The following is a 14,197-nucleotide window of genomic DNA, read 5'->3' as shown; positions in this document are numbered from 1 at the left end:
ACAATGTTGCGCGAACGGCCCACCTAACGAAAGGTCGATCCATAAAGCTGCCATAATGCTGAAGATTTCGCCCTAAACCCGCCTTGCTTGCGGCAACCTCGGGACCAGAATTGAACAAGGCCGTCGAACGGGGTCCGACGGCCTGCTCAGTCCGGCGCTAGGAGGGGGAGGGGAAGCGCCGGCCATTTAACGCGCGGCCCGGGGGAGGGGAGGGGAGGGCCGCGGCGTCTGATGTTGATTTAGAGACCGATTGCGGCGAATCAAGGACGGATCGAAGAAATTTTTCGGTCAGATCAAGTTTTTCGTCGCAATTTTACGATCAATCGATCGAATAGTGACGGTTTCGTGTCAGGTTTGCCAGATTCCGGCGCCCCATCACCCCCGTAAGGGTTGCCGTCGCCCGACAACAGCACAGCCATCCAGCGCGACCCCTTGAACTCGGCCAGAATAGCCATGGCCATCACCGCAAGCGGTGTAGACAGGAACATGCCGACCACCCCCCACAGCTTGCCCCAGAAGGCCAGCGCCAGAAGGACGGCAATCGGATCAATATTCTGGTTGTCACCCTGCATGCGCGGCTGGATCACATTACCCACCACAAACAGCAGGGCCTGCAAACCGATCAGCAGGATCAAGGCCGGCCAGTAGCTCTCGAACTGAACCAAGGCGAACAGCGGGGGGGCGAGACCGGCAATCGCCCCGCCAAGGATCGGAATAAAGCCGACCACAAAGATTACAAAGGTCCAGAACTCCGCATTCTGTAGGCCCACCACACGCATCAGTATCCAGGCCACAAAACAGATCATCACACCCGTGACGGCCTGCACCCACAGATAGCCCTCGACCCCGCCGCGTACACGCTCATAGACCTGGATCGCTTCGTGACGATGCCCGCGATCGGGGAACAGGCCGACGATCTTCTTTTTGAAGCCGTGACGCGAAGCCAGCAGGAAGCCCAGATAAATCAGGACAAAAAACGCACTGGAGGCAATGCCCTGCGCCTGAAGCGCCGCGGTCGTCAGCCAGCCGCGCAGATCGATACCCGAAATCATGTCCTGCAAGGTCGGCGGGTTGGAGACCCCGAACAGGCCGCTGACATCACGGCTGATATGGTCGATACGCGGGCCGATACTACCCGCCACACCCGAGGCATCGGTAAAGAAGCCCGCCGCGCCGTCGATAATGATCCAGATCGAGAACAGAAAGCCCAAAACCACCAGACCAATGGCCGCCACCCCCGCAAATTTGACGGGAATACGCGCCTTGGTGGACAGCCAGCGCTCGATACCGCTGATCATAATCATCAGAAAGATGGCCATGGCCAGTGGCGTCAGAATATCGCGCAGCCAGTAAAGCGTAGCCCCTGCTGCAACGACCGCGATCATGACGATCGCATTGCGGCTGGAAACGGCGATATTGGACGTCAAAGGTAACTTCATGAAAACTCGACCCGTCTGAGGTATCTGCTCCCTCAATCGCACAGGAAACATGATAGTTCCCCATTCTCATAGCTTCCTCTTGTGTGATCGTCACGGGCGCCGCAGCGTAATGGCCCAAACCGGAGACCCTATATGACCGATGCCCCTTCGCTTTTTCTCGGCCAGTCTTTCGATGGTGAGCCCCAACGCCTGTTGCTGAACCGCGCCAACCGACACGGTATTGTCGCCGGTGCCACCGGTACGGGTAAGACCGTCACCCTGCAGATCATGGCCCAGGGTTTTGCCGATGCGGGCGTTCCGGTTTTCTGTGCCGACGTAAAGGGTGATCTGTCCGGTATCTCGCAGGCGGGCGGCACCGAGAAATTTGCCGAACGCGCCGCCAAGATGGGGTTCGAGCTGCACGGCAAGGCCGCACCGACCGTGTTCTGGGATCTGTACGGTCAAAAGGGCCATCCGATCCGCGCCACGGTTTCGGATGTCGGGCCTCTTTTGCTCGCCCAGATGCTGCAACTGAATGAAGTCCAGGAAGGCGTTCTGACGATTGCCTTCCACGTCGCCGACAAGGAAGGCCTGTTGCTGCTGGATCTCGAAGATCTGCGTTCCATGCTGACCTATGTATCGGAAAACGCCAAAACCATCGGGGCCGAGGTCGGCAGTGTCTCGCCGCAATCGGTGGCGGCCATCCAGCGTGCCATTCTGCAACTGGAACAGCAGGGAGCCAAAAGCTTCTTTGGCGAACCGGCCTTGCGTCTGGAAGACCTGATCCGCACGTCTCTGGACGGCAAGGGGCAGGTCAATGTGCTGGACGCCACCCGCCTGATGAACAGCCCGCGCCTGTACTCGGCCTTCCTGCTGTGGCTGTTGTCGGAACTGTTCGAACAACTGCCGGAAATCGGCGATCCCGATAGACCGCGCCTCGTCTTCTTCTTCGACGAAGCCCACCTTCTGTTCAACGATGCGCCGCGCGGCCTTCTGGAAAAGATCGAACAGGTCGTGCGCCTGATCCGCTCCAAGGGTGTCGGCGTCTATTTCGTCACGCAAAATCCGGCCGATATTCCCGATACGGTTCTGGCCCAGCTGGGCAACCGTATCCAGCACGCCTTGCGCGCCTATACGCCTGCCGAACAAAAAGGTCTGCGCGCAGCTTCGCAATCCTTCCGCACCAATCCCGGCTTTGACACCGCCGAGGCCATTCAGGCTCTCGGGGTCGGCGAGGCGCTGGTCTCGGTACTGGACGAAAAAGGTGCGCCGACAGTGGTCGCCCAGACCAAGGTGCGCCCGCCCGACTCGCGCCTTGGCCCCGCCACCGAGGCCGAACGTGCTGCCATCCAGCAGGCCAGCCCTGTGCGCGGCGTCTATGACACCGCCATCAACCGCGAGAGCGCCGAAGAGGTCCTGAAGGCCCGCAAGGCACAGGCCCAGCGCCTCGACGCCGATACCAAGGCTGCCGAAGATGCGGAAAAGACCCGCGCCAAGGCCGAAAAAGAAGCCGCCAAGGCCGCGACCGCAACCCGTGCGCCCGCCCGCCGTTCAACCCGCGAAACCCCGACCGAGGCCCTGACCAAGTCGGTGCTCAGGACCGTCGGCACCACCCTAACCCGCGAGCTGTTGCGTGGCGTTCTGGGCGGACTGAAGAAGCGCTAGGGGTTTAGGACAGGGCGACCTTGGCCCCGTCCTTATAAACCTCGCTGACCTTGATCCCGGCCAGACGGTCGGGATCAATGGTCACGGGATCGTCTTCCAGCAGCGTCAGATCGGCCAGCTTGCCCGCCACCAGCGAGCCCTTGTGGTCATCCTCGTAATGCTGCCACGCGGCCCACAGGGTCATGGCTTTCAGCGCAATCTCGACCGGCACACACTCGTCCGGTCCCAGAATATCGCCCGAGCGCGTGCGCCGCGTCACTGTCGCCGACAGCACCCGCATGGCATCGGGATTAGCCACCGGCGCATCGTGGTGCGTGGTAAAGCGCATGCCGCGACGCACCGCCGACATACAGGGCGAGATAAACTCGGCCCGACGCGGCCCCAGCACGGAATCCCTGTGCCAGTCGCCCCAATAGAAGGTGTGCATGGGGAAGAGAGACGGCACGATGCCCAGCGTCTTCAGATCGTCCAGTTGGTCTTCGCGCGTGGTCTGGCCATGGATCAGCACAGGCCGACGGTCTGCCTTGCCATGCTTTTGCGTCGCCTCGCGCACGGCGGCGATCAACAGATCAATGGCCGCATCACCATTGGCGTGCACCTCGATCTGCCAGTTATTGGCAAAGGCCAGATCGACCATTTCCAGCGCTTTTTGCTCGCTGACCGCAGGATAGCCACGGTACGAAGCGGGCTGGCCTTCGGGCGGGATATAATAGGGTTGTGACAGCCATGCGGTCTTGGCTTGCGGCGAGCCATCCAGCGTCAGCTTTACCCCGCCAATGCGATAACGGCCTTCATAATTGCGCCGGTAAAGCGAGGTCGCCATCACATCGGTAGACGTCAGAATGTCCGGGAAGGACACAATGTCGATGGGCAGAGCCCCTTCGGACGCCAGTCCCGCAATCATCTGGCAGGTCTCGGTGGAAGAGCGTCCGTCCTGTGCGGTGGTATAGCCAAAACGGGCATAGAAACGTGCGCCCTCGATCAGCATCTGGCGGTTGGCCTCGGCTCCCAGTCGGGTGAACAAGGTGCCCATCACCGCAAACAGGGCCGTTTCTTCCAGCACCCCGTTCGGCTCGTTTGACCCTTCGCGGCGGCGGATCACACCATTGGCCGGATCGGGCGTATTGGCATCAATCCCTACCGCAGCCAGAGCGGCACTATTGACCACCCCCATATGGCTGGACTGGTGCAGGAACAGGATCGGCACCGTATCGGTAATGGCATCCAGTTCGTCGCGCGTCGGGTGGCGCTTTTCCTTCAGTTGTGAATCGTCATAGCCGAAGCCGATCACCAGACCGGTGTCGCGCACCAGATCAGCGTGACGATCCATCCATACCCGCGTCACCCTTTGCAGGGCGGCAATGTCCTCGCCCTCGCCATCGGGGGCGGGCAACAGATTGGCATAGCGGGCCTGTAGGCCCACCATGGCCACGTGGCTGTGGGGATCAAAGAAACCCGGCAACAGGGTGCGGCCCTGAAGGTCCACCATGCGGGCCCCGCGTCCGGCCACCGCGCGCACGTCATCCAGCGCGCCGACACCAATAATCCGGCCACCGCGTATCGCCAGAGCTTCGGCCACAGGCATGGCATCATTCATGGTGCGGATCATCCCGCCCGAGAAGATCGATGTCTCCTGTCGCGTTTGCGACCATGCGGAAGACGCGGACAGCGCCGATGCGCCCACGCCCGCGCAAGCCCCTGTTCCCGCCAGAAAACCCCGGCGGTTAAACCCTTCAAAAGCGAAGTACGGCATTGGGGGCTGCCCTCAGTAATTGACGATAAGATTGACGAAACCGCCACTCCAGGTGGGTGCATCCACCTCGGTCACGATGGAATTAATGCCCGGTCCTGGCACCGAAACGGAGAAACCCGCTGTCAGATAGACGTTCGGCGTCACGACCCGCATGTATTCAAGATAGATATCATCCGACAAATGCCGGCGTGTGACACCGGAGATCGGGTTGGCGATACCGTCTTCAATCTCGACACGGGTGGCCTGACCAAATTGGATCGGGCTCAGGCGTTCGTTCGCCAGAATGCGCGAAACCTGCAGGCTCACCTTGTCGCGTGGCGTGGGTGACAGGCTCAATCCGGCATTCCAAGACGCCACGTTCGAGTTGATAAACACCATCGACGATTTGGAACCCGTCGACCACGATTTCGGATTGCCTTCGTAATAGAGCGGATCAAACCGCTCTAGGCGCGTCGTATTGGGATCGTCACCGGAAAAGGTCTGGTAGCCAAACCCGAACGACGGCTTCCAGCGGTGGTTGAAATCATAACCGGCCCAGGCCCTGCCTCCCCAGGCACGCATGTCGATACGGTCATTGTTCTGCAGCGACACCTCGGCCACCACAAAGGCACCGGGGAGAGCGTCGGCAAAGGGACGCGCCCGCATATACAGGTCGACAAAGGTCAGGCCGTCGCGGCCGTTTTCCAAAATAGAGGGCACGCCGATCCCGCCCGGAGCGGCCACCGGATACGGAGCGCGCGATTCCACAACCTTGCCGATTGTCGCCCCGTAATAGGTCTTTTCATCGGGATCATAGCGCACATCAAAACCGGCTATGCGCGTACCATTGTCATTGTCGGGCGCACTGTTGGGATCCAGATAAAAGGCGGTGCTGGACACATCGCCCCGCTTGGCCCGCGCCAGAACGGCCATAGCCCACGCCTTGCGCGGCCCCAGTTTCAGCGCCCCGCGCGAAAAGCCGTTCGAACCGCCATTGGACAGGTTCATGCCCGTGCCGGCTTCGAATTCCTGCGAGCCCGCCGAAAGATCAAAATCAAAGCCCGCCTGATTGAAGCGAACCCCTGCATAGGCCTCTTCCAGTGTGACGCGCCCGATATCACCCGTTCCAAAAGCATCGGAACCGGCCGTCCATGACCCGACCGCCGACAGGCCGCCATAAAGGGTCGCGCCGCTTGATGTGGTCCGCTGGTAACTCAGCCCCGGTTTCACATAGGCTTCCAGCCATTCGGTATCGGAGGCGAAATCGTCGGCCTGTGCCACGGTTTCAGCAAAACGCCAGAACAGGTTTCGCTCGGCCACCGCATTCACGCCGCCCTGAAAGCGGATTTTCACGCCTTCATCATCCGCCGCGTCAGTAGCCTGCCCGTGGGCCAGTCCTGCAAACGCAAGGCTGAAGGCCCCGATCATACCCGCTGGTACGTGACGTAAGCTGAACATGGCTCAATCCTCAACACATCGAGGACCACGGATTGTGGTTATCTAGACTAGCATTGATATTCTAGTTTCAACAGCATAGCGACTGTCGCCGGATCAATATCGCGGGATCAGCCGCCACATGCGCAAGGGGTGGCGTACCGCTCCCGCTTCGCGCCCCGCCGCATCGCCGGTCCCGATATACAGGTCCGCCCGCACCGGCCCGCGAATGGCAGAGCCTGTATCCAGCGCCATAACCAGTCCGCGATAGCTGGCCAGCGCGCCCACCAGATTTCCGCCATCGGCCTCGATCCAGACGGCCTCGCCATAGGTCCAGTGCGAGGGATCAACCGCAATAGAACGACGCGCCGGAAGCGGGATCGCCGCTGCGCCTACAGCCTCGCGTCCGTTATCAGGCGTCATGGCAAAGAAGATATAGCGCGGATTGAGGTTCATGACCTCGCGGGCGGCGGCTCCGCGATGGCTGGATAACCAACCGCGAATAGCATCACCGGATGTGCCGTTCTGCGGCAACAGACCCCGCTCGGCCATCGGGCGGGCAATGCCGACAAAACGCTGGCCGTTATCGGCGGCATAGGCCGCCCGCATCCGGCGACCATCTGGGAAGGTCAAATTGCCGGAGCCTTGAATCTGCAGGAAGAACAGGTCCTCTGCCCGCATCCAGGCCAGAGCCGAAGACTGGGCCGAGCCTGCCTCGATGGCCGCGCGATCCCCGACACTGGCCAGATTGGCCGGACGGCTGAGAACCGGTGCGTCAAACTCGGCATCCGGAGTGGACCGTGCCTGATATTCGGGTGCGAAATAGGCGGTCAGCATCCCTGCTGTGCCATCTTCCTTGCGGGCTTCAACGGCTACAAAACGCTCTTCCAGAAAGGCGCGGGCATCACTGGGGCTAGGGCCGGGGCGTGTGTTCAAAAACTCGCGGGCGACCTGACAGGTCAGGTTGGCCGTATTGCGTAAGACCTTGCAGCCCTCGGCATAGGCGCGCAGTGCCGACAAATGGTCCTCGTTCGACCACCCCGGCAAGGCGCTCAGGGCAATCGAATAGGGCTGGGGGCCGCTGGTAACTGGCGGCGGCGACACCGGAGGCTGGGTGACGGGCGGAACCGTCTGCGGCGGAAAGGGACGTTGCGGCACCTTGGGGCTGGAAGCACAGGCCGCCACCAGCACCGTCAACGCCGCTACAATAAAACCGGATGTAAAACGCGACACCGAGCCGTCCCTGTCCACCGTGGTCATCAGGCCGTTGCGGCCTCGACGCGGGCCAGCGACCAGTTGGGATCACTGGCACCCAGTTTACGCTCGAACGTCCAGACCTCGGCGGTTCGGCGCTCGCTGATGTGGCTTTCACCACCGTCCTGCGTCACTGTGCTGCGCACCTCGGCAAGGAAACGCACGCGCGCCTTGGCCAGATTGTCTTCGACCGTGGCCAGTTCGATATCGGCACGCGCCGGAGAAACCAGTTCCACCGTTTCAACCGTTCCGGCCAGTTCGCGCTGGCTGATACCGGCATCAAACGAGGTCATCACCTTGTCGGTCAGCAAGGGACGCAGAGCCTCGCGGTCACCACGCGCATAGGCACGGATGATGGTCTCGTAGGCCTGACGGGCCCCTTCGACAAAACGGGCCGGATCAAAAGCCGGATCGCGCTCTTTCAGACTTGCAATGGCCGCTGCCAGAGCAGGGTCCATAACCGGTCCTTGCGGGGCACGGGCATCGACGCTCTTGGGCAGGCCGGGGGCCAGAATGCCTGTTTTGGCCAATTTCGCCTTATGGGCATTATCTTCGGGTTGGCGGCCAACCTTCTTGCCCAGCACATTGTAGAGCTGGAACAGCAGCACAGCCGCAATCACAGCGAAGAACACAATCGAGAAGGTCTGGGACACGGGTATTCCTTGGGGTAATCAGCGCCTTCCCCACATAGAGACTGTGCCACAGCCAAGGTTTTAAAACCCTGACAATGCCCGCAGCCCCTTCATGGGCAGGTCATCTTCAATACATTGATTAGGGGGCGATCCTGTCCGGCGCAAGGCAAAGGCCCCTATAGAAGCCCTGCCAGACGTTGCGACCGATAGCCTCAACGTGCTACCGCCGCGCCTCATACCTGCCTCAGTTGGGGCATTTCGCACCTTATTTTCAAAGACGGTCTTTCGAAATGACTGACGCTACGCCGCCCGCCGACACCAACGCTCAAAACCCGCAAGCCGATCTGGCTCAAGGTCAGCCGCAAGGCCCGGGCTTCCGCATCCTCACCCAATATGTCCGCGACATGTCGTTCGAAAACCCGAAGGCACCGGAAAGCCTGCGCATCGAAGGCAAGCCTGCGATCGATATGGGCGTTGAAATGAATGCCGGTGGTCGCCCCGACGGCCTGTTCGAAGTGGACCTGAAGATCTCGGTCAAGGCCACGGCTGACGACAACTCGCCGGTCTTCCATGTCGAGCTGGTTTACGGCGGTCTGTTCGCCCTGCACGGCGTAGAGCCGCAGGACATCGAGCCGATGCTCCTGATCGAATGCCCGCGCTACCTGTTCCCGTATGCGCGCCAGATCATCTCGCAAGCGACCGCAGACGGTGGTTTCTACCCGCCGTTCAATGTCGAGCCGATCGACTTTGGCGCCATCTATATGGCCCGCCAGCAGCAGATCGCCGGCTCGCCTGCCGAAACCGGCCAAGCCTGAGACTGACGGCATCTGCCGGACAAACGAAAACCCCGCCCTTGATATCCAAGGGCGGGGTTTTTTGTTGTCTCAGTTTTCGTCCTTGGCCAGCGGTTCGATACCGTGCTGTGCCCAGACGGGGTCTTTGACCCATTGTCCCAGAAAGGCGCGATGCGCCTCGTCCTCGGCCGCACCCACCTGCGCGGGCAGGGGACGCGGACGCGCCCCATAGGTTTTGCGACCGTCCGGTACGACCATACCGCTGCTGGTCAGGGTCTTGCCTCCGCCCAGATCAAAGCTGCGTTCCTTGCCGCCGCGCAGCTCCAGATAGACCTCGGCTAGCAGACGGGCATCGATCAGGGCGCCGTGATAGGTCCGGTCGGCCAGCGAGATTTTGTAACGCTTGCACAGCGCATCCAGCGTATTGGGCTGGCCGGGGAATTTCGACTTGGCGATCGCCAGCGTATCGATCCAGCGCGCCTCGCCCGTAATGGGCTTGTGGGCCAGCGTCAGTTCCCAGTCGATGAAGTTGCGGTCAAAGCTGGCATTGTGCGCGATCAGGGGGGCATCGCCGACAAATTCGAGGAACTCGTCGGCCATCTTGGCAAAGATGCGCGCATCCTTGACCTTGTCATCGGTAATGCCGTGAACCCTGATGGCCTCCGCAGGGATCAAGCGTTCGGGATTTACCAAGCTGTGATAGGTCCGGCCCGTCGGCAACAAGTCGACAATTTCGATACAGCCGACCTCGATCAGGCGGTCGCCGGTCTTGGGATCAAAGCCGGTGGTTTCGGTATCGAGGACGATTTCGCGCATAAAGCTTACTGCCCCATCTGGCGCGGTGATGTCCACGCCGGATCAAGGACCGTTCTGACCACCGCCTCGACCTGACGACGGGCGCGGGCGCGTCCCTTGCCGGTATTGATGATAAAATCGGCGCGCTGGCGCTTTTCGTTATCCGGTGTCTGGCGCGACAGGATGGCGTCCAGACGCTCCCGCGTCATGCCCGGGCGCTTCAGGACACGCTCAGCCTGAACTTCGGCAGGGGCCGATACCACCACCACCGCATCGACATGGGCATCGCCGCCCGTCTCGAACAAAAGCGGAATATCCAGCACGGCCAGCTTCACGCCGTCCTCGCGCGCCTTGGCCAGAGCATCGGCGCGGTCCATGGCCACCAGAGGATGGACAATCCCCTCCAGCGCGGCAAACGCTTCGGGGTCCTGACCCAAGACCTGCGCCAGCAAGGGCCGGTCCACCGCCCCATCAACCACCGCGCTCGGGAAAGCCTCGGCAATCAGGTCCACAGCCGCACCGCCTTTGGCATACAGGCGATGCACCGCATCGTCGGCATTCCAGATCATGGCCCCGTGCTCGGCAAAGAATTCTGCCGTCGTGGATTTTCCCATACCGATACTGCCGGTCAGGCCCAGAATAATCATAGTGTCTCTTTCAGATGCTTCATCAGCACGGCGCGCATATCCATTTGCGGCGGAGCCAGACCATAGATGGCCTCGAAACCCGCCCCTGCCTGACCAATCAACATGGCCAGACCGTCAACCGTCGTCAGGCCGCGCGTCTTAGCCTCCAAAAGCAAGGGCGTCACCACTGGACGATAGGTCATGTCCATTACCACCGCATGGGCCGGTACAAGGGCCAGATCGATTTGCGGCCGGACGCTGAGCGCATTGATGACAAGGTCTGCGGTTTGCAAAACCGTATCGTCATCGGCCACGCAGACGCCTGCCCCCAGATCGGCCGCCAGATCCTCGGCCCGCTGACGGGTGCGGTTCAGGATCGACAGTCGCGCGCCTGCCTGTAGCAAGGCGCCGGCCCCGGCGCGGCTGGCACCGCCCGCGCCCAGCATCACCACATGGGCACCGTTCAGAGACAGGGCAGGGGCCTGTTCGGCCAGTGCATAAAGCACGCCTGCGCCATCCGAACTGTCGGCAAAAACCTGTCCGTCGCGAAAGGCCAGAATATTGGCCGAAGACACCAGTCTGGCTGCCGCCGAAACCTGATCGGCAGTGCGGTAAGCCTGCTCTTTAAAGGGCGCGGTGACATTAACACCGGCGATCAGACCCGCACGGCCTGCAGCCACCAGAGCGGCGAACCCGTCTTCATCCTTGGGCGCAAAGGCCACATATGCACCGTCGATCCCGCCCGCTTCCAGCCACGCATTATGGATGACAGGGCTGAGGCTGTGGCTGACCGGCTGGCCGACCACGCCGCCGACCTTTACCGCCCCTGTAATACGACTCATTTCGGCAAGGCCCCGAAGTGACGAAGCTGTTCCAGCACCAGCCACAAGGGCATGCCCAGAACGGTGAAATAGTCACCATCGACCTTGTCGAACAGTTGCGAGCCCATACCCTCCAGACGGTACGATCCGACACAGTGCAGCAGCTCATCGCCTTCGGTGGCGATATAGGTGTCGAGGAAATCATCCGAGAAATCGCGCACGCGCATATGGGCCGTATCGGCATCGGCCCAGAGGATTTGCCCCCCCTTGGCCAGAGCCACGCCTGAATGGAGTTGATGCGGCTTGCCGCGCATTTCCACCAGACGCGCTCTGGCGGCATCCAGTGTCGGTGCCTTGGATATCAGCCCGCCCTCAAAGGCCAGTGTCTGGTCGGCGCCTAAAACCACCGCATCGGGATGCTGCTGCGACACTACCAAAGCCTTGGCCTTGGCCAGCTCAATGGCCAGTTCGCGCGCATCCACACCCGCAACCTTCAGGGCATCCTCGTCGATACCGGCGACCTGAATATCGAAGACCACGCCTGCATTGGCCAGCACCTCGCGACGGGCCGCACTTTTCGACGCCAGAATTAAACGTGTCAGGCTCATGCGGGGACTCCAATACGGCGATTACGGCGGGCATTGACCAGATTGACGATGGCGGCGGCGGTTTCTTCGACCGAGCGGCGGGTCACATCAATGACCGGCCAGCCACGACGCTCGAAATCACGCCGCGCCTTGATGATCTCGGCGCGCACCGCATCATGGTCGACATAGGCGGTTTCCTGAATCTGGTTCAGGCTGTCCAGACGGTTGCGGCGGATCTGCACCAAACGGTCCGGCGAGACCGTCAGACCGATCACCAGCGGGTTTTTCAGCTTGGTCAGGCGCTCGCCATCCTCGCTGCCCGGCACCAGAGGCACATTGGCGGCGCGGATACCGCGATGGGCCAGATAGATACAGGTGGGTGTCTTGGAGGTGCGGCTGACCCCGCACAGTACCACATCGGCCTGTTCCAGATCTTCGGTCGAGCCTTGGCCGTCATCATGGGAAATGGCGTAGTCCAGCGCACTCATACGGTTGAAATAGCCCGTATCCAATGTGTGCTGGGCCCCGACGCGGGTCGAGATATCGGCACCCAGATAGTGGGACAGCGAGCGGACCAGCGGATCCAGCGCGCCGATCTGGGGAATGCCCAAAAGCTTGCACCCCTGTTCCAGCTGCTCGCGCAGTTCGGGGTCTACAACCGTATGCAGGACCAGCCCCGGCGCATCGGCGATTTCCGACAGCACCTGTTCCATCTGCTTGTTGGAGCGCACCAGCGCATAGATATGTTCGATCGGGATCACACGATCAAAGCGCGCCACCACAGCTTTCGCCATGGCGTTCAGCGTCTCGCCGGTCGAATCCGACACCAGATGCACATGGAAATAGGTCGCCAGACGCGATGATCCGGCAGGACGGTCAGGGCTCATGACGACTTCCTTGGCTCAATAAGCGGTTATTGCGGTTCTAAACCCGTTCGCTAGGCGCCGACCATCCCCGCATTCTGTGGAAAAGGCAGGGCGCCAAATTCAAAACAGCGGGCGCCGAATTGGGCGCTCATAGGCGCCAGCGAATTCCAAACATAAGATCGGGCGCCAAACTTATAAACGGCGCCCCGCTCGTCAAATTGGGCGCCGGTTATCTATCCAGTCCTGTGGGCAAGATTCATTGTCCAATTTTGGCGCCAAGAGACTCACCCACAACGGCGCCCAGAGGAGAGCCCAATTAGATTGGGTGTTTCACGGGTTTTCCCCATAATCCACACACAGCTTCGCAGGGGGCTGGAATCGTTCTCGCCTGGATTAGGAAAAGATCGTCCACGGGCGGGACAATCAAAAACTGTCCCCGTCGTCCCCCGCCCTAATTCAAACCTCCAATTTCTAATTTCTATAATTTTTATTTGAGATTGAGGTTGGACGGTGTGGAGGGCTAAAGCCTTTGGTCATGAGCACTCCCCTTATGATCCAGGCTCTTCAGGGCCAGACGACCGCCCATCCTCCCGTATGGTTCATGCGTCAGGCCGGCCGTCATTTGCCGGAATATCGCGAGCTACGGGCCAAGGCACCGAACTTCATTTCGTTCTGCCTGAATCCCGAGATGGCGGCAGAGGCCACCTTGCAGCCGATGCGCCGTTACGGTTTTGATGCGGCGATCATCTTTGCCGACATCCTGCTGATCCCGGGCGCCCTTGGTCAGGACGTCTGGTTTGAATCGGGTGAGGGACCGCGTCTGGGCGCCCTGCCTTCGGTCGAGCAAATGCGCGAGAAAGCGCCCTATGCCGGAGAAGCCCTGAAAGCAGTCGGCCAGAGCCTGTCTCTGGTCCGCGCACAGCTGGACCCGTCAAAGACGCTCATCGGCTTTGCTGGGGCTCCCTGGACGGTTGCAACCTATATGCTGGACGGCGAGGCCCGTACGATCGGCAAGGGCGAGCGAGCAGCGGCACGCGCCTATGCCTATGCCGATCCGCAAACGGTTCAGGCCGTGCTCGATGTTCTGATCGAAAGCACGGCGCATTATCTGAAGATGCAGCAGGATGCGGGCGCCATGGTGCTCAAGATTTTCGAGAGCTGGGCCGAGGGTCTTCCCGACGATCTCTTCGAAACGCTGGTTCTTCGTCCGCACCAGAAACTGGTGGCCCGCGCCCGTGAACTGGGTGTGACGGTGCCGATCATGGGCTTCCCGCGGGGTTCGGCGGCTCTGGCCGAACGCTATGCGCGTGAGTGCGATGTCGATGCTGTAGCTCTGGATACGGCCTGCCCGCTGGAAGTCGGCAAACGCGTTCAGCAGATCAAACCCATTCAGGGTGCGCTGGATCCGATGCTGTTGCGGGTCGGCGGCGAACAACTGGACCGCCGCGTGGACCAGCTTCTGGAAGCCTGGGGGCAGGGACCGTGGGTGTTCAACCTCGGCCATGGCGTAACGCCGGATGTGCCGATTGCCCATGTCGAACAGGTTCTCAAGCGCATCGGAGCGCAATAGGCC

General features: G+C 61.1%; 13 protein-coding genes. 3 read left to right on the top strand and 10 right to left on the bottom strand.

What is annotated here, in order from left to right:
* Positions 1-293: 293 nt before the first annotated feature.
* Positions 294-1,439 carry an AI-2E family transporter gene (locus tag RSB01_RS03690; RefSeq protein WP_332590257.1) on the bottom strand — a complete coding sequence of 382 codons (1,146 nt, stop codon included), beginning with the start codon at positions 1,437-1,439 and terminating at the stop codon, positions 294-296.
* 132 nt (positions 1,440-1,571) lie between these two features.
* Between RSB01_RS03690 and RSB01_RS03685 the strand changes: the two genes are divergently transcribed.
* Positions 1,572-3,083 carry a helicase HerA-like domain-containing protein gene (locus RSB01_RS03685; RefSeq protein WP_332590256.1) on the top strand — a complete coding sequence of 504 codons (1,512 nt, stop codon included), beginning with the start codon at positions 1,572-1,574 and terminating at the stop codon, positions 3,081-3,083.
* Positions 3,084-3,087: 4 nt separating this feature from the next.
* Here RSB01_RS03685 and RSB01_RS03680 read toward each other — a convergent pair whose 3' ends face one another.
* From RSB01_RS03680 to timA, 4 genes are all read right to left on the bottom strand, one after another.
* Positions 3,088-4,836 carry an amidohydrolase gene (locus RSB01_RS03680; protein WP_332590255.1) on the bottom strand — a complete coding sequence of 583 codons (1,749 nt, stop codon included), beginning with the start codon at positions 4,834-4,836 and terminating at the stop codon, positions 3,088-3,090.
* 12 nt (positions 4,837-4,848) lie between these two features.
* Positions 4,849-6,273: a hypothetical protein gene (locus RSB01_RS03675; protein ID WP_332590254.1), complete on the bottom strand. Its 1,425-nt coding sequence runs from the start codon at positions 6,271-6,273 to the stop codon at positions 4,849-4,851.
* Positions 6,274-6,366: 93 nt separating this feature from the next.
* Positions 6,367-7,482 carry an MltA domain-containing protein gene (locus RSB01_RS03670; RefSeq protein WP_332619340.1) on the bottom strand — a complete coding sequence of 372 codons (1,116 nt, stop codon included), beginning with the start codon at positions 7,480-7,482 and terminating at the stop codon, positions 6,367-6,369.
* A 26-nt stretch (positions 7,483-7,508) separates the two neighbouring features.
* A complete protein-coding gene (gene timA / locus RSB01_RS03665) occupies positions 7,509-8,156 on the bottom strand; it encodes a TIM44-related membrane protein TimA (RefSeq protein WP_332590252.1) in 648 nt (215 codons plus the stop codon).
* A gap of 269 nt (positions 8,157-8,425) precedes the next feature.
* Here timA and secB point away from each other — a divergent pair, with 269 nt between their 5' ends.
* On the top strand, positions 8,426-8,950 hold the full coding sequence (secB, locus tag RSB01_RS03660) for a protein-export chaperone SecB (RefSeq protein WP_332590251.1): 525 nt from the start codon (positions 8,426-8,428) through the stop codon (positions 8,948-8,950).
* A gap of 69 nt (positions 8,951-9,019) precedes the next feature.
* Here secB and dnaQ read toward each other — a convergent pair whose 3' ends face one another.
* From dnaQ to RSB01_RS03635, 5 genes are read right to left on the bottom strand one after another with little or no spacing between them, the layout of a single operon-like run.
* Positions 9,020-9,745 (bottom strand): DNA polymerase III subunit epsilon, encoded by a 726-nt coding sequence (gene dnaQ / locus RSB01_RS03655; protein WP_332590250.1) that lies wholly within the window; start codon positions 9,743-9,745, stop codon positions 9,020-9,022.
* Between the two features lie 5 nt (positions 9,746-9,750).
* Positions 9,751-10,371: a dephospho-CoA kinase gene (gene coaE, locus RSB01_RS03650; protein ID WP_332590249.1), complete on the bottom strand. Its 621-nt coding sequence runs from the start codon at positions 10,369-10,371 to the stop codon at positions 9,751-9,753.
* Positions 10,368-11,192, bottom strand: coding sequence for a shikimate dehydrogenase (locus tag RSB01_RS03645; protein ID WP_332590248.1), 825 nt, complete (start codon positions 11,190-11,192; stop codon positions 10,368-10,370). The genes coaE and RSB01_RS03645 overlap by 4 nt, the downstream gene beginning before the upstream one ends.
* Positions 11,189-11,779: a nucleoside triphosphate pyrophosphatase gene (locus RSB01_RS03640; RefSeq protein WP_332590247.1), complete on the bottom strand. Its 591-nt coding sequence runs from the start codon at positions 11,777-11,779 to the stop codon at positions 11,189-11,191. The genes RSB01_RS03645 and RSB01_RS03640 overlap by 4 nt, the downstream gene beginning before the upstream one ends.
* Complete coding sequence (locus RSB01_RS03635; protein WP_332619338.1) at positions 11,776-12,645, bottom strand: pyruvate, water dikinase regulatory protein; 870 nt, start codon at positions 12,643-12,645, stop codon at positions 11,776-11,778. Before RSB01_RS03635 ends, RSB01_RS03640 begins: the two co-directional genes overlap by 4 nt.
* A gap of 514 nt (positions 12,646-13,159) precedes the next feature.
* Here RSB01_RS03635 and hemE point away from each other — a divergent pair.
* Entirely contained in the window at positions 13,160-14,194 is a 1,035-nt protein-coding gene (gene hemE, locus RSB01_RS03630) for a uroporphyrinogen decarboxylase (RefSeq protein ID WP_332590244.1), read from the top strand.
* Positions 14,195-14,197 lie beyond the last annotated feature (3 nt).

It is taken from the genome of Brevundimonas sp. (assembly GCF_036659295.1).
In the GTDB taxonomy this organism is placed as follows: domain Bacteria; phylum Pseudomonadota; class Alphaproteobacteria; order Caulobacterales; family Caulobacteraceae; genus Brevundimonas.
Note: the sequence above shows the minus strand (reverse complement) of the source record. Positions and strands in the feature narration are given on the sequence as shown.